Source organism: Pseudoalteromonas sp. AWH4_217 (assembly GCF_056161105.1).
In genome coordinates this window covers 111,792-133,282 of the sequence record NZ_JBSWYM010000015.1, presented here as the reverse complement: position 1 = coordinate 133,282, position 21,491 = coordinate 111,792, and the positions used below count along the sequence as shown (strand labels likewise).

General features: G+C 45.9%; 19 protein-coding genes and 4 tRNA genes. 12 read left to right on the top strand and 11 right to left on the bottom strand.

Annotated elements, in window-relative coordinates:
- The 4 genes from ACXAH1_RS18200 to ACXAH1_RS18185 all read left to right on the top strand — a co-directional run bounded on the left by ACXAH1_RS18200 (window position 1) and on the right by ACXAH1_RS18185 (window position 694).
- Window positions 1-85: transfer RNA gene (locus tag ACXAH1_RS18200), tRNA-Leu, on the top strand.
- 222 nt (window positions 86-307) lie between these two features.
- Window positions 308-382: transfer RNA gene (locus ACXAH1_RS18195), tRNA-Gln, on the top strand.
- Window positions 383-409: 27 nt separating this feature from the next.
- A tRNA-Leu gene (locus tag ACXAH1_RS18190) sits at window positions 410-494 on the top strand.
- A gap of 115 nt (window positions 495-609) precedes the next feature.
- A tRNA-Leu gene (locus ACXAH1_RS18185) sits at window positions 610-694 on the top strand.
- Window positions 695-827: 133 nt separating this feature from the next.
- Here ACXAH1_RS18185 and ACXAH1_RS18180 read toward each other — a convergent pair.
- Window positions 828-1,991: an FAD-dependent oxidoreductase gene (locus ACXAH1_RS18180; protein WP_475198613.1), complete on the bottom strand. Its 1,164-nt coding sequence runs from the start codon at window positions 1,989-1,991 to the stop codon at window positions 828-830.
- A gap of 326 nt (window positions 1,992-2,317) precedes the next feature.
- Between ACXAH1_RS18180 and miaB the strand changes: the two genes are divergently transcribed.
- The 7 genes from miaB to ACXAH1_RS18145 all read left to right on the top strand — a co-directional run bounded on the left by miaB (window position 2,318) and on the right by ACXAH1_RS18145 (window position 8,930).
- Window positions 2,318-3,751 carry a tRNA (N6-isopentenyl adenosine(37)-C2)-methylthiotransferase MiaB gene (gene miaB, locus ACXAH1_RS18175; RefSeq protein WP_054017262.1) on the top strand — a complete coding sequence of 478 codons (1,434 nt, stop codon included), beginning with the start codon at window positions 2,318-2,320 and terminating at the stop codon, window positions 3,749-3,751.
- Between the two features lie 53 nt (window positions 3,752-3,804).
- Window positions 3,805-4,887, top strand: coding sequence for a PhoH family protein (locus ACXAH1_RS18170; protein ID WP_475198611.1), 1,083 nt, complete (start codon window positions 3,805-3,807; stop codon window positions 4,885-4,887).
- Window positions 4,887-5,345 carry an rRNA maturation RNase YbeY gene (gene ybeY / locus ACXAH1_RS18165; protein ID WP_475198610.1) on the top strand — a complete coding sequence of 153 codons (459 nt, stop codon included), beginning with the start codon at window positions 4,887-4,889 and terminating at the stop codon, window positions 5,343-5,345. The genes ACXAH1_RS18170 and ybeY overlap by 1 nt, the downstream gene beginning before the upstream one ends.
- Before the next feature lie 22 nt (window positions 5,346-5,367).
- Complete coding sequence (gene corC / locus ACXAH1_RS18160) at window positions 5,368-6,246, top strand: CNNM family magnesium/cobalt transport protein CorC (RefSeq protein ID WP_054017264.1); 879 nt, start codon at window positions 5,368-5,370, stop codon at window positions 6,244-6,246.
- Window positions 6,224-7,804: an apolipoprotein N-acyltransferase gene (lnt, locus tag ACXAH1_RS18155; protein WP_475198608.1), complete on the top strand. Its 1,581-nt coding sequence runs from the start codon at window positions 6,224-6,226 to the stop codon at window positions 7,802-7,804. Before corC ends, lnt begins: the two co-directional genes overlap by 23 nt.
- A gap of 318 nt (window positions 7,805-8,122) precedes the next feature.
- Entirely contained in the window at window positions 8,123-8,389 is a 267-nt protein-coding gene (locus ACXAH1_RS18150; RefSeq protein WP_475198606.1) for a helix-turn-helix domain-containing protein, read from the top strand.
- Window positions 8,373-8,930: a GNAT family N-acetyltransferase gene (locus ACXAH1_RS18145; protein WP_475198602.1), complete on the top strand. Its 558-nt coding sequence runs from the start codon at window positions 8,373-8,375 to the stop codon at window positions 8,928-8,930. The genes ACXAH1_RS18150 and ACXAH1_RS18145 overlap by 17 nt, the downstream gene beginning before the upstream one ends.
- An 82-nt stretch (window positions 8,931-9,012) precedes the next feature.
- Here the strand turns inward: ACXAH1_RS18145 and ACXAH1_RS18140 are convergent, their stop codons facing one another.
- From ACXAH1_RS18140 to ACXAH1_RS18110, 7 genes are all read right to left on the bottom strand, one after another.
- Window positions 9,013-9,447, bottom strand: a complete 435-nt coding sequence (locus ACXAH1_RS18140; RefSeq protein WP_475198600.1) for a hypothetical protein — start codon at window positions 9,445-9,447, stop codon at window positions 9,013-9,015.
- A 348-nt stretch (window positions 9,448-9,795) separates the two neighbouring features.
- Window positions 9,796-10,188: a hypothetical protein gene (locus ACXAH1_RS18135; protein WP_475198599.1), complete on the bottom strand. Its 393-nt coding sequence runs from the start codon at window positions 10,186-10,188 to the stop codon at window positions 9,796-9,798.
- A gap of 590 nt (window positions 10,189-10,778) precedes the next feature.
- Entirely contained in the window at window positions 10,779-11,426 is a 648-nt protein-coding gene (locus tag ACXAH1_RS18130) for a hypothetical protein (protein WP_475198598.1), read from the bottom strand.
- Window positions 11,427-11,903: 477 nt separating this feature from the next.
- A complete protein-coding gene (locus tag ACXAH1_RS18125; RefSeq protein WP_475198597.1) occupies window positions 11,904-12,371 on the bottom strand; it encodes a hypothetical protein in 468 nt (155 codons plus the stop codon).
- A 428-nt stretch (window positions 12,372-12,799) separates the two neighbouring features.
- Window positions 12,800-13,054: a hypothetical protein gene (locus ACXAH1_RS18120; RefSeq protein WP_475198595.1), complete on the bottom strand. Its 255-nt coding sequence runs from the start codon at window positions 13,052-13,054 to the stop codon at window positions 12,800-12,802.
- Between the two features lie 78 nt (window positions 13,055-13,132).
- Window positions 13,133-13,567 carry a hypothetical protein gene (locus ACXAH1_RS18115; RefSeq protein WP_475198594.1) on the bottom strand — a complete coding sequence of 145 codons (435 nt, stop codon included), beginning with the start codon at window positions 13,565-13,567 and terminating at the stop codon, window positions 13,133-13,135.
- A 270-nt stretch (window positions 13,568-13,837) separates the two neighbouring features.
- A complete protein-coding gene (locus tag ACXAH1_RS18110; RefSeq protein ID WP_475198592.1) occupies window positions 13,838-14,407 on the bottom strand; it encodes a hypothetical protein in 570 nt (189 codons plus the stop codon).
- Window positions 14,408-14,774: 367 nt separating this feature from the next.
- Here ACXAH1_RS18110 and ACXAH1_RS18105 point away from each other — a divergent pair, with 367 nt between their 5' ends.
- Window positions 14,775-16,733 (top strand): fibrinogen-like YCDxxxxGGGW domain-containing protein, encoded by a 1,959-nt coding sequence (locus ACXAH1_RS18105; RefSeq protein ID WP_475198591.1) that lies wholly within the window; start codon window positions 14,775-14,777, stop codon window positions 16,731-16,733.
- A 58-nt stretch (window positions 16,734-16,791) separates the two neighbouring features.
- Here ACXAH1_RS18105 and ACXAH1_RS18100 read toward each other — a convergent pair whose 3' ends face one another.
- The 3 genes from ACXAH1_RS18100 to ACXAH1_RS18090 all read right to left on the bottom strand — a co-directional run bounded on the left by ACXAH1_RS18100 (window position 16,792) and on the right by ACXAH1_RS18090 (window position 21,480).
- Complete coding sequence (locus ACXAH1_RS18100) at window positions 16,792-17,538, bottom strand: SDR family oxidoreductase (RefSeq protein WP_475198590.1); 747 nt, start codon at window positions 17,536-17,538, stop codon at window positions 16,792-16,794.
- Between the two features lie 86 nt (window positions 17,539-17,624).
- Window positions 17,625-20,849, bottom strand: a complete 3,225-nt coding sequence (locus ACXAH1_RS18095; protein ID WP_475198589.1) for a S41 family peptidase — start codon at window positions 20,847-20,849, stop codon at window positions 17,625-17,627.
- Between the two features lie 142 nt (window positions 20,850-20,991).
- On the bottom strand, window positions 20,992-21,480 hold the full coding sequence (locus tag ACXAH1_RS18090; protein WP_138543900.1) for a winged helix-turn-helix transcriptional regulator: 489 nt from the start codon (window positions 21,478-21,480) through the stop codon (window positions 20,992-20,994).
- Between the last annotated feature and the right edge of the window lie 11 nt (window positions 21,481-21,491).

The window sequence follows — 21,491 nt, the reverse complement described above, 5'->3', positions numbered from 1 at the left end:
GCGGAAGTGGCGGAATTGGTAGACGCGCTGGATTTAGGTTCCAGTATCTTCGGATGTGAGAGTTCAAGTCTCTCCTTCCGCACCATGTTCTTCAAGTTAGAACTAAAACTCTTGATTACGCTTTTTATTTCTGTAGTATCAAGCGTTAAGAAGAAGGATATTATCTCTTAGATTTATCTGGATTCAAGATTTGAATTATTGCTGGAGTATCGCCAAGCGGTAAGGACAGAAGAGAGAGGTTTTGATCCCTCACTCATCCATCCCCCAGTTTCAAATCTTGAGAAAGTATTTAGATTTGAATTATTGCTGGAGTATCGCCAAGCGGTAAGGCAGCGGGTTTTGATCCCGCCATTCCCAGGTTCAAATCCTGGTACTCCAGCCATCTCTTCTTTAAGAGATACAATTTGATGCGGAAGTGGCGGAATTGGTAGACGCGCAGGATTCAGGTTTCTGTAACTTCGGTTGTGAGAGTTCAAGTCTCTCTTTCCGCACCATTTAACTCTCTTTTCTTGATATCTTCTTTCTTAAATATAATTACAATGCAAAATTTTTAGCTTTTTTTACAAACTAAAGCAGACTAATTTTTCATTGATAAACTAAATATACGATGCGGAAGTGGCGGAATTGGTAGACGCGCAGGATTCAGGTTTCTGTAACTTCGGTTGTGAGAGTTCAAGTCTCTCCTTCCGCACCATTTAGTTCAAAGACAATTTCAACTCTCTTATTACTCTTCCGACATATCTTAATTATTTTTCCATCGTCTTCGTAATTTTCAGTTAATGTTGCTTCACTACTTTTCTATCTGTTATTCCTGTCATGAATGACGTCTAAACGACGCCACCCATTGCATGTTTCAATACTTCACGTTTAATTGGACCAGCATGATTAGCCACTTTTAACACCAGATTGCGTAAATGCCTTAAAGGTGCAATTTCGTTAGAGAAGCCAAAGTAGCAGGCGTCCATCATGCTCATCATCATCAGATTATCGTTACGACGGCTCTGCTCATAGCGACGCAGCAAGGCGGCGTTACCAATGTCCTCAGCGCCTTCAAGTGCGTTTGCCAGCGCAGCCACATCTTTGAACCCTAAATTAACGCCCTGCCCTGCCAGCGGGTTAATGGTATGTGCTGAGTCGCCAATCAGGACGACACGCCCCTGATGGTATTGATTGGCATGTTGTCTGGCCAGCGGAAATACCGCGCTTTGTAACACCTCGAACTCACCGGGTAAATCGAAGAAGTGATTTTGTATCTCCTGCTTTAACTGTGCATTCGATAACGTCTTCATCTGCGCCAGCTCATTGCCATGGTGATACCAGATCAGATTGGCATACGGATATTGCATGGGCAAAAAGGCAATCGGCCCGGACGGCTTAAACTGCTGCCAGGTTTTTACCTGCTGCGGCGCATCCAGTTTGATCAGCACACCCATACAATGCTGCTGATATTGCCAACCGGTCACCCCAATGCCAGCCAGTTTGCGTACCACCGAGCGTCCGCCGTCAGCAGCCAAGAGTAAATCGGCCTGATAACTTTGCTCCGGGTAAATCAACTCAACCGAATCAGTATTTTGCTTGATTGCCTGCGGCGTACCAGAAACCTGTTCGACCTGAATACCAAGGCGTTCGAACTGTGCCCATAAACTGGCCTGGATAAGACGGTTTTCAACAATGTGGCCTAAATGCGTTGCGGCCAGCTCCTCGCAATCAAATAGCAGGCTGTTATTTTCCTGCTCATATGCCTCGAGCTGCTGATACGGTGCCAGTCTGGCATTGCGCAGCAACGGCATTGCCTGGAGTTCATCCAGCAAAGCTTCTGAAAAGCGATTAATGGCTGAGACTCGAATATCTATGGTCTCGTCCGTTAGAGCCTGCATGGCATCCAATGGGTGCGTTTCGAGCACAGTGACTGTCAGGCCTTGCTGTGCGAGCTTGACGGCGGCTGCTGCGCCAACCATGCCACCACCTACTATCAGCACTTTGTTTTTCATACCCTTTTTCCTTAGTTCTGCTTGCTAAGTCATATCCTGCTATTGTAACCCATTTCGCTCTGAAAGGTTCACAGCCCTGCATAGTGTAGCCGAGCAAATACAAGATGCCTTGATCTTGGTTTCTAAAGTTAAAAACTATACTTGGCTAGTGTCATTAGGTCATATAAAATACGCGTCCTTTAAACTAATTTCACGCAAGATCCTGGCAAAGATACAGGTTATGCTCTGTACTGGCACAGGTGATGAGCGGGTCGGCTTAGTGATATTAGTTGTTTTAGCGTCGCACACCGTGCTATTCACCGAGTTGAAAACGAGGCATTATTTCAATGAGTAAAAAGTTGCATATCAAAACCTGGGGCTGTCAGATGAATGAGTATGACTCCCAGAAAATGGCGGATCTGCTTGACTCCACCAACGGCTATCAGCTAACAGAAGAAGCTGAGCAAGCGGATGTGATCCTACTCAATACCTGTTCAATTCGTGAAAAAGCACAGGAAAAAGTATTCCACCAACTGGGTCGCTGGAAGCTACTTAAAGACGACAACCCGGATCTGGTGATTGGCGTCGGTGGCTGTGTGGCATCTCAGGAAGGCGACACCATTCGTCAACGCGCGCCTTTTGTTGATATCGTATTTGGCCCGCAAACTTTGCACCGTCTGCCAGAGATGATCAAGCAAGTACAGAGCAAGCAAGGCTCTGTGGTCGATATTTCATTCCCGGAAATCGAAAAGTTTGACCGCCTGCCAGAGCCAAAAGCGGAAGGTCCAAGTGCCTTTGTCTCTATTATGGAAGGCTGCTCTAAATACTGTACTTTCTGCGTTGTACCTTATACTCGTGGTGAAGAAGTAAGCCGCCCCCTTGATGATGTTTTACTTGAAGTTGCTCAGCTGGCAGAGCAAGGTGTGCGTGAAGTAAACCTGCTGGGTCAGAACGTAAACGCCTATCGCGGCGAAATGCACGATGGCGAAATTTGCTATTTCTCTGATCTGCTGCGCTTTGTGGCGGCCATTGATGGTATCGACCGCATTCGTTACACCACCTCGCACCCGGTTGAGTTTACACCGGACATCATCGACGCATACGCAGATGTACCTGAGCTGGTTGATCACCTGCACTTACCGGTTCAAAGTGGCTCAGACCGCATTCTGAACCTGATGAAGCGTGGCCATACGGCACTTGAGTACAAGTCGACTATCCGTAAACTGCGCAAGATCCGTCCGAACCTGAGCATGAGTTCTGACTTTATCATTGGCTTCCCGGGCGAAAGCAAAGCTGACTTCGAAGCGACCATGAATCTGATCAACGACATTGGCTTTGATATGAGCTTCAGCTTTATCTATTCAGCGCGTCCGGGCACACCAGCGTCTGACTTGCCTGACGATGTTACCGAGCAGGAAAAGAAAGAGCGTTTGTACTTGCTACAAAACCGCATTAATCAAATGGCACAGGATATCAGCCGCAAAATGCATGGCACTGAGCAGCGTATTCTGGTCGAAGGTCCGTCGAAAAAGAACCCGATGGAATTGCGTGGCCGTACCGAGAACAACCGAGTGGTGAACTTTGAAGGCCCTCATTCAGTGATCGGTCAGTTTGTTGACGTACGTATCACAGAGGCGCTGCCAAACTCGCTACGTGGTGAGCTGTTAAGGACCGAAGCTGAGATGGACTTACGTCGTGATGTTGCACCATCGGATATCTTAAATCGTGCCCCGGCAGAACCAGAAGCCAACGAACTGGGTGTAGCGACCTTTACGCCTTAGTCTTGGAATTTCGACGCCAGCTGATGCTGGCGTCTTGTTATTAGGAAGTTGTTTTGAGTAACCAAGTCAAGAATATCGAATTTTATCTGGAACCCTCCGACAATCACCGCTTATCTTCTTTATGCGGGCCTTTTGATGACAACCTGAAGCAAATCGAACGTCGTCTGGGCATAGAGATTACCCACAGAGATAACTGGTTTAAAGTGACCGGCCAGCCAGTTGTGGCAAAAGCCGCCGTCGACATCTTGAAATCTCTGTATGTCGAAACCCAGCCTGTGCGCGGTAAATTTGCGGATATCGAACCGGATCAGGTTCACCTGGCTATCACCGAAGCGAACTGCCTGGAGCAGGAAGCCCCGGATGTGTGGGAAAAAGAAGTGTTTATCAAAACACGTCGTGGTGTGGTTAAGCCTCGTAACCCCAACCAGAGCCAGTATGTGGCCAATATTCTGACCCATGACATCTGCTTTGGTATTGGCCCTGCGGGCACAGGTAAAACCTACCTGGCGGTAGCCGCGGCGGTAGATGCCCTTGAGCGTCAGGAAATTCGTCGTATTCTGCTGACTCGTCCGGCCGTTGAAGCCGGCGAAAAGCTCGGTTTCTTGCCCGGTGACCTGACGCAAAAGATAGACCCATATTTGCGCCCGCTGTACGATGCCCTGTTCGAAATGCTGGGCTTTGAAAAGGTCGAGCGTTTGATCGAAAAGAACGTGATAGAGGTTGCACCACTGGCCTACATGCGTGGCCGTACACTGAACGACGCCTTTATTATTCTGGATGAAAGCCAGAACACCACCACAGAGCAGATGAAAATGTTCCTGACCCGAATTGGCTTTAATTCCAAAGCGGTGATCACTGGTGACATCACTCAGGTGGATTTACCACGCGGTGCACGTTCTGGTTTGCGCCATGCTATTGATGTATTGGGTGAGGTAGACGAGATTTCGTTTAACTTCTTCAAGTCTCATGATGTGGTACGTCACCCGGTAGTGGCGCGCATTGTTGAAGCCTACGAGAAAAAAGAAGAAGCCGAGCGAAAGGAAAAGTTTAACAAACAGCAGGCAAGATTACAGGCACAGGCCAATACCGCGCCGGCTGATACACTGCCAAACTCCAACGACGAGGAGCGCTCATAATGTCGCTTGAGGTAGATCTACAGGTTGCCAGTGACTTCGCCAACCTGCCCTCTGCTGAACAATTTCAGTTGTGGGCCGAAAAAGCACTCCTTGCGTATAAGGAAGAGGCCGAGGTCACCATACGAATTGCGGACGAAGCAGAAAGCCAGGAACTGAACAGTCAGTACCGCGGCAAAGACAAGCCAACCAATGTGCTGTCTTTTCCTTTTGAAGCACCGCCTGGGATTGAGCTGCCTTTAGTTGGCGACCTAATTATTTGTCCTCAGGTGGTTTTTCGTGAGGCCGAAGAACAGGAAAAAACTTTCCATGATCATTTTGCCCACATGGTGGTACACGGGTGCTTGCATTTGTTGGGCTTTGACCATATAAATGAACAGGACGCCGATGAAATGGAAAGTCTTGAAAAAGAATTCTTAGCCGATCTGGGCATTGCTGACCCATATCGAGATGACGTTTAACCGACTGGAGTAACACACCGCAATGAGCGACGAAAACTCGCAAAGTAGTCAGGGTTCTTCGAGCAAGACCTGGCTGGGACGCATCACTCAGATGCTGCAAGGGGAACCCCAAAATAAAGAAGAGTTGGTAGAAGTAATTGCCGACGCGCAGGAAAGAGCCCTGATCGACCCTGAAACCAAAGACATGATGGAAGGCGTACTCAGTGTTTCTGAACTCAAAGTACGTGACATCATGATCCCGCGCTCACAAATGGTGACCCTGGATATTGATCAGGACCTGGAGTCGCAGTTACCCGCAATGGTTGAATCCAGCCATTCGCGCTTTCCAGTCATTTGCGAGGACAAAGATCATGTCGAAGGCATTTTACTGGCCAAAGATCTGCTGCCGCTGATTGTTCAGCGTGACAGTGAACTGCCAACCATCCGTGAATACTTGCGACCTGCCGTTGTGGTGCCAGAAAGTAAACGTGTTGATGCACTGCTCAATGAGTTTCGTCAAAAACGCTATCATATGGCCATTGTCATCGATGAGTATGGTGGTGTTTCGGGCCTGGTGACCATCGAAGATATTCTGGAAACCATCGTAGGTGAAATCGAAGATGAGCACGACAATGAAGACGAACAGCAGGCCATTCGCCAGCTTTCGAAACACGTGTTCAACGTTCAGGCTCTGACCCCACTGGATGAATTCAACGACTTCTTTAAAACGGAATATGACACGCAGGAAGCAGACACCATAGGCGGGATTATCTTGCATGCTTTTGGCCATATGCCAAGCCGGGGCGAAACCATTGATATTGCACCTTTGCAGTTCAAGGTTACCAACTCGGACAATCGCCGTATTTTGCAGTTACAGGTGACCATGCCAAAAGCTGAACATGTTGAAGACGTTTTCGAATAAATTCACCACCTTACTGAAAGACAAGTTTGCGTGGCTGGCACTGCTTAGCGGTGCCTCACTGACCTTTAGTTATGCCCCGTTTGGGCTCTGGCCCCTGACTTTTTTGGCGCTCGCAGTTGGGTGTTATGTCACAGATCAGCCCACTACCCGACACGCCGCGAAATATGGCTTTTTATTTGGTTTTGGCTGGTTTGCAGCCGGAATAAGCTGGGTACATGTTTCCATTGCTCAGTTCGGTGGTTTGCCTTTACCTGCTTCGCTGTTATTAATGGGCCTGCTCTGTGCCTATCTGGCGATTTACCCTGCACTGGCCTTTGCGCTGGCGACACGCTTCTCTGATAAACCCTGGCAACGTATTGCGCTGCTGCTCAGTGGGTTTGCGATATTTGAATTTCTGCGTGGCACTTTACTGACTGGATTTCCGTGGCTGAGCTTTGGTTATAGCCAGACCGACGCACCGCTTAACATGCTTGCCCCCTGGATTGGCGAGTTTGGCCTGACCCTGGTGTGCGTGTTACTTGGCGCGCTGCTTTACTACCTACTCTGGCAAAGGCGCTATCAGCTGACCATGATTGCCCTGCTGCCTGTGCTGGCACTCATCCTGTTTGCACGTATGGCTGATAATCCAGTGCAATATACTGGTGAGCACACCAGAACCTTGCTGGTTCAGGGCAATATTCAACAAAGCCTGCGCTGGGAGCCTGAGCAGTTCTGGCCAACCATGTCTAAGTATCAGGATATGACCCGCCCATTGTGGCAGCAGGCCGATCTTGTTGTCTGGCCGGAAGCCGCCATTCCTGAGCTGGAAGACTTAGCCTTCGACTTTTTGCAAAACCTGGATAAAGCCGCCGCGTTTAATCAAAGCGCACTCATTACCGGCATTCCGGATTATCAATTTGATACCCGCAATGTCTATAACACTTTGATTGTGGTTGGTAAACAGCACGCAGAGGATGAGCTGGGTCACTATCGCTACTTGCATCCTAACCGTTATCAGAAGCACCAGCTATTGCCGATCGGAGAATTTGTCCCGTTCGAGAAGTGGTTGCGACCGATTGCGCCGTTGTTCAACCTGGCTATGTCATCCTTCTCGCGAGGCGAAGCGCAGCAACCGAATCTGATAGCCAACGGACTGCATATTTTACCTGCTATCTGCTACGAAATTGCCTTCAGCGAACTGGTGAGAAACAATTACACCAGCGAGTCGGATATACTCTTTACCGTGAGTAACGACGCCTGGTTTGGTGATTCGCATGGCCCGCATCAGCATATGCAAATAGCTCGCATGCGTGCGCTGGAGCTACAACGTCCTCTGATCAGAGTAACCAACAATGGGATCAGTGGAGTTTACGATCCACTTAGCCAGACTCAGCATACGCTCCCTCAGTTTGTTGAGGAAACGATGTTACTGGACGTAAAACTGATGAGCGGGAATAGCTTTTATAGTCAGCATGGCAATACGTGGATTTGGGTATTGTTGCTGCTTTTGACCACGCTGGTCATGCTCGAAAAGGGATTAATCAGAGTTAGATACCGGGTTGAGCGTGACTATTTATAAAAGTAGTCACGCTTTGAGCAAAGAGGTTTCCGACTAACCTTTACACACTGAAGCCCCTCTCAGATACTGCACCATGTTTGTGAGCTTTTTGCTTTAGTAAAGTGCACTATCACTTTCATTATGCCTTCATTTTTATTAAACCACTGAAAATATTAGCATTATATTTTTGGCACAGTTCTTCCTTATTCAATAACAATGAACTCGGCAGGAATGAAAATATGCTCTATACATTTATCGATACCCTAAGTCTGATCTGGCGGATAGACTGCAGTGTATGGCCACTGCGGGACCAACAATTTAACAGTGAGGAAAGCTAATATGGCTGCTAAACTCTCTGCCACGCACCCCAGTGTACTGCGTGCGGTGCATATGGTGCAAAGCCAGCAGCTGACCATTCATGAAGCAGCCGCACAGTTTGCCTTATCCCAGCGCACGCTTTACAGGGCACTTCGGGGTAAACAGCCCCGCACTCAGTCTCGCTATTCGCAGCTGTTACTTCAAAAGCAACAACTGGAGTCTCAGCTTCGTCAGATCCGTGAAGAACTGGCTTGTATGCAAAAGGATGACTATGCGACTCACAATTGAGCCCCTCGCACAGCTCACTATGGTGCAGCAGCAAGCACTTGCGTATCAACTACAAGCCTGTGTCGCTCAGGGTGCATCACTGGGATTCTATCACCCTCTCTGTGACGCTGACGCGACCGATTACTGGTCTCAGGTGAATATTGAACTGGCTGAGAAAAAACGCCTCTTACTGGGCGCTTACGCTAATCAGCAGTTGGTTGCCTCGGTACAACTGGTCCCTTGTCAAAAACAAAATGGCCGGCATCGGGGTGAAGTCGAAAAGTTACTGGTACATCCCGATTATCAGCGTCAGGGTATCGCCCAAACACTGATGCAACGTCTCGAAGCCTATGCCAGTCAGCTGGGTATAAAGCTCTTAGTGTTGGATACACAAAGTGGTGATAAATCAGAGCAGTTTTATCAGGCAGTTGGTTTTAGCAAAAGCGGAGAGATCCCGCACTTTGTCAGTGATCAACAAGGCGTCCTGTATGCCACCAGCTATTATTATAAGTTACTTGGTCAGATTACCTTAACAAGAGACTCGTCATCGCTAAGCCAATAAAAATGTCGATTTTATACAAACGAATAGTATCGATATCTTATTCAGGCTTTAAGGGGGAGAAGTGGACCCTCCCCCTTAAAGCTTATTTAGGCTCAGTGCCGCAGATACCACCTACCACTTCATTGGTCTCTGTATTTTCAACCCAGAATGTCACTGCATAGTCTACAAGCTTTCTTCTGATCAGGTAACTACTGCCTGCTTTAGCATCCACCCAAACACAGCCGTTTGCGTATGTGTTCTGATGGCGATATTGGACTTCTATCGTATGGACACCCTTGGTAACGTTTAAAACGTCTGGAGCAGGGTAAATATTGCCTGGAAGTGCTAACATTTCGCCATTAAGAGACTTTATTACAACACGCTGATCTAGCCCTGTTAACAACGTGTGTTCCTTTTCTGTTTCTGTTTTTATCACCGCGAAACTGCTTTCTTTCGTGACATCAACTCCCTTTTGAACATGCGTGCTAGCACACCCAGATAAGCCCAGAATGAGCACTGCTCCAAAGATTTTTTTCATATAACCTCCAAATATATTAATAATGTTCATTTCGTATCGGCGATAGACAACAATTAAACACTGGTGAAATTAATTCTGCTGCTGTTTATGAGGGAGTTGCGAGCCCAATTGTATTTACAGAATAATTTTCGCACAAACTAGTTTAAAGGGTTTGCTCTATCATTCAAACGCCAATTTAGGGTGGATGTTCTCAATGCCTTTTCGTATTTATGGTTTTCCACACGACATCTTACGTGTTTATTGACCACAGAATATGATGTCAAATTGGAGCCCCCTTTTACCACAAAGCTTGCTTAAAATTTGACACCATCACGCACAAAAAACATACTTCAATCAATTTTTAATCATCTAAAAATCCAATTTAACAATAAATTCCCTTCTCAATATATCATCACTTACTACTTTTAAGTCAGACGCAACAATCAACTTCCCGTTCTCTTTTGATACAACATAGCTATTCCCAAGAACATCAACCATTTTGCCATTGAGCAGTACGAGCCTTTCTGAGCATTCCTCATGATTAATTTGGGGGTATATCTCAGTTTGCCAGTCAGGCTTCTTTATTAATGTCAACTTGTCAGGGCGCTGCTTTATTGCATCAGCTACATTTATCAATTGGCATAGTGCAGTTATTAGCGTGTCGTGACGAGATTCTTCATGCCAATACTTCAACCATAATGAAAAACCCACAGCCAACGGGACCGCAAGCATCAAAAAAAGCCCTTTACTCAACTTAGTCATTTAATTTCCTCCACGCAGCAGAGTTTAAATCAGGCTTCAGTGCCGTACCTCTCATATATCGATAATAGTCTAATCCCATTTCATCAATCATAGAGTTATGGCCTCCACTGTTAATAATACTATGTATAAAATACTTATAATATGAACCATCAGACGACTGCCCACCGGCTGGCCAGGTTGATGTGGATATTGCTACAGAAAAATGAGCCTTATCAGCCGCAATATACACAATCGGGGGCGACACAATGCATCTAGGGTTTGGTTGTCAGTGAGCTCGGAGCAGACAAGGGTCATTGAACCCGTGTGGGTGTAGCGAGCCACTGACAACCGCTTATTTGTTTGCCAAAGTACGATGAAAAAAGGTCCAACCCTGCCTGCGCAAAACCCGACAAAGGCACGGTCGTTACAGACCGAGTGGGTGTATTAATTTTAGGGTGTGCAGGCTCGGAACTCATTAGGGGCGCTGGATAACCAGTCAAGCCCCGATATATGTCAGAACAACACATTTATTGCGGGCTGGACCAGACATCAGGCAAGGCAACACGGGTAACATAACGAACGGGATAACGAAAACTCGCTACCCCGCAGGACTACTCGGCTTGACATCGCTGGAGCGTCCATATATGTCTTCCCAGGTTGTACTCGTGTGCCAAGTCCTCAGGCGGGCTTCCTGAACCAATGACCAATCTCTCCTGAATTACAGATTGATAAATACTCAGCCAAGAGTCTTCATTAACCGACAAAATATGCTTGTTATGTTTATCTATGAATACATTCAGTATATTTGGCGGCTCAGGCTTGCCAATCAAGGAAGAGATCTCCATCCACTTATTGCTAAACTCATCGCCACAAAAGGGCAGTTTATAGATTTCTGATATGCTTGCCAGTAAAACATCAAAACTACTTTTCCCTTTGCTGGACAAAGCGGCCGGGCTCACATAATAACTCAGCTCGTATTTCGGATGTGAATAGGTATTTAATTGATAGACCTTTTCAGCAATCGAGAGCTCTTCTGATTCCTGAAGCTCCCCCTTCGCCATTAAGACTTCCTGGCCAAACAGCTTGGCTCTGACCGTTTCAACCCCAAGCTGCTGATAAGGAGACGTATCCTCGCTCACATAATGAAAGCGAATATGTGCCAATGTATCTAATTCGTCCTGACAAGAAAAGCTCTGAAATGCTACCATGCCAAACAGGAGAACAACACCTCTCACCAACTCCGCATTGCTTCTCCACATTTTGATGCTACCTCACTAATATAAAACATCTCGATGCCCTCAGAGCTAAACTCAGGTACTATGAAACAAGCGACTTAACCCTCAGTTCTTTTTCTTTGCCACTACACTTTTTACTAAATGAAATATAAAAGCTAAAACCACCCACAAAGACAAAAATATCAATGGAATCCAACCATACTCCCCCATATCCGAGTTTAAATAGCTAAGGGAGTAGCTTAAGAGTCCAAAAAAACCACATAGAAAAAGCCGATTATCAATTAAACTCTTAATAAAACGAAAAATTTTAATCATCTTACCAGTGCTCTATTTTACGCTGAGAACGGGTTTGAATAATCCCGTCACTATTGATTATAGTTTGTGTCATTGTCACATTACCCAGGACGCTTATAGCAATATGTCCAACTGAAGGCCCATCCAACCTGATAGCTCGTAAATAAGAACTTCCGTATCTTTAACCTGCCCCTTTTGTGCAAAAGGTCAGTCCCCACAACCACTCGCAGACCTGAATTCGTCCAGATATGCTTTCAAGCTAGAATTGTCTGTTTTTTCTGCAAACACTTGGTATTTAACAATAGTTTCTACGTTTGTATTCGCACAAAACAAATCTCTAACCAACTTTAGAGTTTCAACTTTTTTAAGCTCCAGCTCCTCATTTTTTTCGGCATCGTCCATCAAACTTATTACAAACAAAAAAGCCTTGCCAGTTTCTTCTTGAAATTGAAACACCTCATTCCTGCCCCCAATACGTTCCCATAACAACTGTTTTATGTAATTGGGTATAGGTATTGGGGTCACCGACCCCGACTTGTTTGTATCAACAAGTTGCAAATAGATTTTCTGCTCTACTGGCATACGTTGATAAGCAAAATATACAGATGTGAGATACCCAATTATTAAAGCTGCAAGGGTATATATTGCTAGTCGTCTGGCCGAATTTTTTGACATTGCACTACTCCCTATTCAGCTCTGAGTATCGTATACGATTATCTGCATTCGCTGCACCCGAATTCGACCCTGAAATGCTACCATGCCAAACAGGAGAACAACACCTCTCACCAACACCGCATTGCTTCTCCACATTTTGGTGCTACCTCACTAATATAAAACATCTCGATGCCCTCAGAGCTAAACTCAGGTACTATGGAACAAGCGACTTAACCCTCAGTTCTTTTTCTTTGCCACTACACTTTTTACTAAATGAAATATAAAAGCTAACACCACCCATGAAGCTAAAAACACCAATGGAATAAAACCATAACTCCCCATATCCGAGTTGAAGTAGCAAACCAAGTATGTTATCAGCCCATAAAAACCGGTGAGGAAAAACCGACTGTCGAATAAACTCTTGAGAAAAAATAAAATTTCATGCACTTTTACCAATGCTCCACTTGACTCTGAGAACGACTCTGAATAATCCCACCACTATTGATTATAGTTTGTGTCATTGTCACGTTACCCAGGCCGCTATCAGCATCATAGCCTGTTACAAAATCAGCACTTATCTCTTGAATGATGGTATCTCCAACTTGAAGGGCATAACTGACCTGTGTATCAACAAAAACGCCTTTTGCGCTTGCAAACCCTGCAGTAATGCTGCCAATAGCCCCTTTTATCAATCCGCCAGTCAAACCTAATAAGGTTGTTTTAGCTCCTGTCCGATAACTGTTTAAAGACTTTTTCAGGCTTCACTTATTGCGACAGTTGAATTAGTCAGGCTCAGTGCCACAAATACCGCCTACCACTTCATTGGTCTCTGTATTTTCAACCCAGAATGTCACTGCATAGTCTACAAGCTTTCTTCTGATCAGGTAACTACTGCCTGCTTTAGCATCAACCCAAACACAGCCGTTTGCGTATGTGTTCTGGTAGCGATATTGGACTTCTATTTTGTGGACACCCTTAGTAACGTTTAAAACATCTGGAGCAGGGTAAATATTCCCTGGAACCGCTAACATTTTTCCATTAAGAGACTTTATTACAACACGCTGATCGAGCCCTGTTAACAACGTGTGTTCCTTTTCTGTTTCTGTTTTTATCACCGCGAAACTGCTTTCTTTCGTGACATCAACTCCTTTTTGAACGTGCGTGCTAGCACACCCAGATAAGCTCAGAATGAGCACTGCTCCAAAGATTTTTTTCATATAACCTCCAAATATATTAATAATGTTCATTTCGTATCGGCGATAGACAACAATTAAACACTGGTGAAATTTATTATGCTGCTGTTTATGAGGGAGTTGCGAGCCCAATTGTATTTACAGAGCTATACCAAATAGAACTAGCCAATTTAGAGTGTATGACCTCAATGTCTTTCATCGAGTCATTCTGTTATAAAAAATGCGCCAACTAGCCGGACATTTTTAGATTAACTCAGTAAACTAAATAAGCAGTGAATACCGATGCTCGTGTGCCTAGTCCTCAGGCGGGCTTCCTGAACCGATGACCAGTCGCTCCTGAATAATAGATGGATAAATGCTCAGCCAAGAGTCTTCATTAACCGATAGGATATGCTTATTATGTTTATCTATATACACATTCAGTATATTCGGCGGCTCAGGCTTGCCAATCAAGGAGACGATCTCCATCCGCTTATTGCTAAACTCATCACTGCAAAAGGGCAACTTATAGATTTCTGATATGCTTGCCAGTAAAACTTCAAAGCTCCCCTTCTCTTTACTGGACAAAGAGGCCGGGCTCACATAATAACTCAGCTCATACTTCGGATGTGCATAGGTATTTAACTGATAGACCTCTTCAGCAACCCAAATATCTTCAGATTTCTCAAGCTTCCCCTTCGCCATTAAGATTTCTTGACCAAACAGCTTGGCTCTGACCGTTTCGACCCCAAGCTGCTGATAAGGGAACGTATCCTCGCTAACATAATGAAAGCGAATATGTGCCAATGTATCTAATTCGTCCTGACAAGAAAAGCTCTGAAATGCAATCATTGCTATCAAAAGAAAGGCGCTTTTTTCCAACATTACATAACCATTTTTCATAGAAATATATAAACGTCCAAGTAGTGTCTAGCTAAGAGGCTTGGTGGGATAGCACTTAATATACATGGAATTTAGTGTGGTACCCATCTAAATTAACCTTCTAACTCAGGCCTTCTAGCCGTTATTTCAAAATGACGTAGATAATACGCCGTCTATCCTTGGACCAGCTCAATAAATTGATGATATTTGATTATGCCACGGTCAAGCTTAACCGATACCAAGCGATTGATGATTGTCAAAATAAACCCATTGCAACCAGAGCGCTTGCGGAGAGTAAAATTAAAAGATTGTTGACTTTCAATTAACTCACTGATTTAATTTAAATTTTATTTATAAAAAAGGAGCCTGCATGAGGGCAATACTTGGAGTAGTTGCAATACTCTTTACTATCATAGTAAACAGAGCGCACGCATTTACATTAATTGAAGATGTTGCAGTTAGCAGTGAAAAACAAACCATTACATTTAACGGTTACACTGATCCCGTTATTATTTCATCGGTGCCAACACTCAAGGACAGTGAGCCGGGCGTTATTTCCATTTCGAATGTCACCTCGACAAGTTTTGATGTGCAATTTAAAGAGTGGCCATACCTTGATGGTATGCATGAAGAAGAACGAGTATCGTTTTTAGTTGTTGAAAATGGCCGCCACCAGCTTGAAGATGGCAGCATATGGGAAGCCGGAAAATTTAACCTTAAAAGTGGCAATACTCAGCTATTTTTTAAAGAAAGCTTTGCGCATGCACCAAGTGTACTATTGAGTGGCCAAACTCAAAACCGCAGTGATGCCTATACATTGCGTGCTTCTAGCGTTTCGAAACTGACTCTAGGTGCAGACTTAGAAGTGCAGGAGCTTGGCAGCACACATGCAGAAGAAACCATTGGTTATCTTGCTATCTACAAAGAAACTAATAATGGTTTTACGAACGAAAACCTGGCTTATAACCTAACGCATCAAGCAACCAATCAAACCGGTTTTCAAACCCTAAACGGCAAGCTTTTTATACAAGAAGAACAATCAAAAGACTCCGAGACAAACCATGTATTGGAAGTGGTGAATATTCTAAATTTGAAAAACCAACTGTTTGCGCAAGACATCACCCACTACGGCACAGATACCATGTCGCTTCGCTTGGAAACCTCCAGCACATTCACGATTGAACCCGGTGAAAAAACAGGCCAATACGGGAACATCGCTTTAATTGGTTCAAATGGCTTAACCGAATCATCTTACACGACTAGCCAAAGCTACTATGCGGACAGTGCCTCTGGTGCATTCGACGGCTATAACAATTCAACACTGGTAAATAATGACGCCATTAAAGGAAAGATTAAACGAGGCATATGGCTAAGTACTGTGGTTCAGGAACACTGGCTTCAGGTCGCCTTTGAGAAACAAGCTTATATTACGTCATTTAGAATTATGGTGCATAACAGTGCCGCTGACCTTGGTATGGGTGTAAAAGATATCACGTTACAAGTTTCTGATGATAATACCAACTTTATTGATCATGAGTCATTTACCTTAACCAGAAGTTATGATCAAACCGTAGAACTTACACAGCCAGCGATCGGTAAATACGTCAGGCTGAAGATCCATTCTACGCACGGACATAACTATCGTGTGATTTCAGAATTAGAATACTATGGCGGTTTTGTTGGCAATGGCACTCCTGAAGTACCTACTGAAGAGCCAAACCCGGCAAATGGCATTACCTGTGCCACCATTAAGCAGCAAAACCCAACTGCCAGCTCTGGTTTCTACGACATTGACCCTGATGGCGACAATGGCATTGCACCGTTTAGTGCATACTGTGAAATGACACAAAATGGCGGTGGCTGGGCGTTAGTTGCGCATCATACCGATGGACTTGAAAGTATCGTACATACCTCTCCTGTTACCTTAGACACGGTCGGTGTACTTGCAAATGATCAATGGCAGGCCATTCGCAACAACATGACAACGGGTATGATGTTTGTTGATGAGCACAGCAAGGTTTCACAAATAAGCAAAAGCAAACTCGTAAACGCTAACTGTATTTCTGTAAAACAAAATAATGACTTAACAGAGCCTCAAGTACCTTACGATATTGCCGTTTTATGGCATAACGAAAATACTGGGTGCAGCATGTCAGGATTAGATTACTCATTTATTGCTTTGAGTATAAAATCTACCAGTCGAGGCGATGGCTACCTGCGCGCTGGTGCGTCGTTGTACCAACACAGCGTTAAGTTCGATGTATGGCCTTATAGCCATGGAACTTACAGTGGCGCAGAACAAAATACGTTGTACTACTACGTAAAATAAAAAGGTTGCAATGCAATAGAGGGAGCTTGTGCGCTCCCTCTCAGGTTGATGAGTCGTCCTACTTCCCACCAGCTAAATCTATAAAAGTGCCGGTGGCATAGCTTGCCTGTTCACTGAGCAACCAGGCGATGGCGCTGGCCACCTCTTCTGGCTTGCCGCCTCTTTGCAGTGGCAGAAGAGAAGCGAGCCTGTCGACTCTGCCGGGCTCACCGCCATCGGCATGAATATCGGTGTAGATGCAACCCGGGCGAACGCAATTAACCCGGATCCCTTCTGCTGCCAGCTCCAGAGACAAACCTCGTGTAAAGCTATCAATGGCGCCTTTTGCCGCGGCATAATCAACGTATTCATTGGCACCACCCAAATAAGAAGCTGCCGATGAGACATTCACTATGGCGCACCTGTCCATCTGGTGATGGGCACGGATCTGTTTAAGCACTTCTCTGGCACAGATAAAATACGGTGTCACGTTAGTACACAACATCTGATTGATACGCTCTGCGGTCATATCCTCCACGCGCATTTGGGTGTCCAGTACTCCGGCATTATTGACCAGATGTGAAATCGGCCCAAGCTGTGTTTTGATGTCGTCGCACAACTTAACCACCTGTGCTTCTTCGCTAATATCAGCAGCAAAGTGGTGTGCTATGCCACCTTGAGCGCGGATCTGAGCAACCACCTGCTCGGCTGCCGCACGATTCGATTTATAGTTAACTGCGACCAGATAGCCCTGCTCTGCCAGCAAGTTAGCCGTTGCGGCACCGATCCCCCGACTTGCGCCTGTGATTAAGACTACTTTCTTCATTGTTATTATTTTTTCCTGAAAAAAGGGTGCCAAGCACCCCTTTATATTGTTGATAAGCTTTGTATCAAATACTTACTCAGCACTGATTATCGACCAAACTCAGTTGGTGCTGGCGGCACCGTGAGCTGCTTCTTCGGGTTTGCTTTCATCTCTTTAAGCAACTCCTCAACAGCACGCTCCACTGATGGATCTTTACCCGCGTGGATCAGCTCAGGACGATCAATCACTTCGATATCCGGGCTGACACCTTCATCTTCAATGATCCAGTTGCCATCATTGTCCAGAATACGGAAAGTCGCAGCAATCACCTGACCGCCGTCAACCAAACGAGGATTACCCGAAATACCGATCAAACCACCCCAGGTACGCGTACCGATCAGCTTACCAAGCCCTGCCTGACGGAAGTAATAAGGTAGCGCATCACCACCAGAACTAGAGTAGCCATTGATCAACATCGCCTTAGGACCATCGTGAGCAAACTGAGGCGTTTTCGTCGGCTCAACACCACGGCGCTTCCAGTAGTTCAGAGGCTTACGTGCCAGCCAGGTGATCATGTGTTCAGGAATGAAGCCACCGCCATTGTAACGGTCATCAATGATCAGAGCATCTTTGGTTGTTTGTGGCATAAAGTGCTTAAACATCGCACGGTTACCCTCAAACAGCGTATTTGGCAGGTGAACGTAGCCAATGCGACCACCCGATAGCTTGTCCACATAGTCCATACGAGAGTGAACCCACTCCAGATAACGCAAACCACCTTCACTGGCGCTTGGCTTCACCGTTACCTTCCAGGCGCCATCCAGGCTTGGGGTGTCGTTGAGGCGTAGTTCAACCTGAGTACCCTGAGTATTTTCCAGCAGTTCGTAGAAGTTGCTCACGGTGTTTACCGCACGACCATTAACCGACACTATGTAGTCACCCTTACTGGCGTTAACGCCAGGCTCGCCTAATGGAGAGCGGAACTCTTCATGCCAGTTTTCGCCCTGGTAGATTTTTTCGATGCGTACAAAGCCTGAGCTGTGCGCACTGATCTGGGCGCCGAGCAGGCCATGTTTCTTACGTTTCGCTTTAGGCTCATCACCTGACTGAACATAGATGTGGCCCGCATTGATCTCACCGGCAATTTCGCTCAGTACATAGTCCAGATCATTGCGGTGTGCCACGGCATCTGCCATCGGCTGATAGCGCTTCAGAATAGCATCCCAGTCCTGACCATGGTGGTTTTCATCATAGAACCAGTCTCTGAGCGTTCGCCAGCCTTCAACATACATTTGTTGCCATTCAACTTTAGGGTCGATCTTCAGTATCATGTTACCCAGATCAAGTTGCGTTGCTTTCAGGTCCTGCTTGGCTTTAGGCTTGATCACACTGTATTTGCCGCCTGCGCGTACAATCAGGTGCTCTCCGCCAGCCGCCAGCTTATAGGCCTGTACGCCCTTGGCAACGGTTTGCACTTTGCCATCTTGTTTATTAGGGATCAGCTTCAATGTGCCTTCAGACAGCGCCAGTACGCCGTTTTTGACGCCATTTAAGTCTCCATAGTCACCCGCTTTCGCAGGCAATGCTACAACCCGTGACATAAAGCCTTCTACCTGGAGCTGATTTTCAGTTGTACTGTCTTTGCTCTTATCGTCTTTCTCTTCGCTGACGATGGCCGCTTCATCGCTGTTAAACTGTGTCAGAGATGAAACCTTGTCATTCACTGCAACGGCATAAAGGCGTGTTGCATTGTTATACAAATAAGCAAACTCATAAGCGCTGAAGGTCAGGTTAAAATCGCGCTCCGATGTGAAGTACAGATACTGACCATCCGGTGAGAAAGCCGGGTTCTGTTCATTGGTCATATCGTCAGTAAGACGGCTCAGCGCTTTGCTTTGGGTATTGTAGTGCCACAAAGAAGCAAAGCGATTGGCATTATTCTTTACAAAGATCAGATCTTCGCTGTTTGGAGACCAGGTATACTGAGTGATGCCATCATCGTCGTACTTGCCAGTATCGATCTTATGCAGCTCACCTGAGCTTACATCCAGCCACCACATAGTGTGGTTCTTATCAGCAAATAGCAGCTTTGAGCTGTCGGCCGACCAGATAGGGTCAAAACGCCAGATGGACCCGTTGCTGGTAAGTTGCTTAACTTCATTGTTATTAGCGCGGTCTTTCAGGTAAATCTCATACTCACCCGTTGCGTCACTCATATACGCAATATAACGGCCATTCGGTGACCAGCTCGCAGCAATTTCACGGCCTTCAGCCGTCATACTCAAATTACGCGTCGGACCCTGCTCAACCGGGACAGAGAATACTTCACCACGCGCCGTGAATAGGGCACGTTTACCATCGTGAGAAACGTCCATTGAGTCAATGAACTTGCTGACATTTTTTGTATAAGGCATAGCGTACTTACGTACCCCGGGCACATTGATAGTCAGCTTTTCTGTGGTTTTAGTTGCTTCATCAAAGCGATACAAATAGCCGCCATTTTCATACACGATGGCATCTGGCCCGGCAGATGGCCACAGTACATCATACTCACTGTGGTTGGTCATCTTAACCGGTGCTTTCCCTTCACGGTATTTATACAGGTTCAGGGTATAGTCACGATCAGATACGAAGTATATGCTGTCATTCACCCAGGTTGGCTGCTGATCAGTTGCTCTGTGTTCGGTCAGCTGTTTTGAGGTGTTGTTTTCTAAATCATACACCCAGACATCCTGTGCACGACCGCCTCGGCTGCGCTTCCAGGTTCTGAACTCACGGTCAATCGGCGTATAGACAAACTGCTTACCATCTGGTGACAGCATACCACCACCACTTTCTGGAATGGCCAGCGGCTGCTCTAGTCCACCATCTGCGGGGATCATATAAGGACGCCCCATACGTTTACCCCAGGGCGTGCGGTTGGCACGAAACACAATATGTTTGCCATCCGGTGTCCAGTCAAACACCCGGTAATCAAACCCGCCACGTGGCGGCATCGGGCCCACATCATTGTAGTAAGTAAGCTGCTTCAGATTAGAGCCATCGGCATCGATCACATAAATCTGTCGGCTGCCATTGTACTCAGCCGCAAACGCAATGCGTTTTCCATCTGGTGAAAATTTGGGGAAGGTCTCAAAGCCAACGTGGTCGGTCAGGCGGGTGCTGTTACCCGACTTAGTATCCGCAATGTAGATATCACCGCCATATACAAAAGTAACTTTGTCCTGATGAATATCAGGAAAACGCAGTAGACGCGTGTCCTGAGTTTGATATGCAGCCGCCAATGGCGCAGCTACAGCCGCAATGGCGGCAACTAGGTGCTTGAGTTTCATAAGCCTCACAAATTAGTTTTGTTATTTTATCTCATTTATAATAACAAGTCTGTTCCTAATTACAGCTAACTTGCGGCCAAAAGCTTGTTACAAAATATGAAATCCGGATTATCTGTCCATGAGCTGATAATCCATCTTGTGATCACTGAAAGTTCAACACTTCCACGCCTCTATCTTCTTTGATGTGCTCTATCACCATATAGGTGTGGTTAGTTCCAACCCCCGGTATTTCAACAATCTGCCCGAGTACTTCACGGTACTGACGCATATCCTGCACCCGGATCTTCAACAGGTAATCAAATCCCCCTGCAACCATATCGCAGGCTACGACATTGGGGATCTCCAGCACGTGCTGCCTGAATGTTTCAAATACAGACTCAGTGGAGCTTTTAAGCGTGATTTCAACATGCGCAACCAGATGCTGCCCCAGCTTTGCCGCATTTAATTGAGCAGCATAGCCCTCAATATACCCTTCGGCCTCCAGCTTTTTCACGCGATCCAGGCATGGACTGGGGCTCAGATTGACGGCTTTCGCCAGGTTTACATTGGAAATACGGGCATTTTTTTGCAGGATATCCAGAATTGCCATATCGATCCTGTCGAGCACCCGTGTTTTAATTGAAGTGGTCATTCAGCATAAAA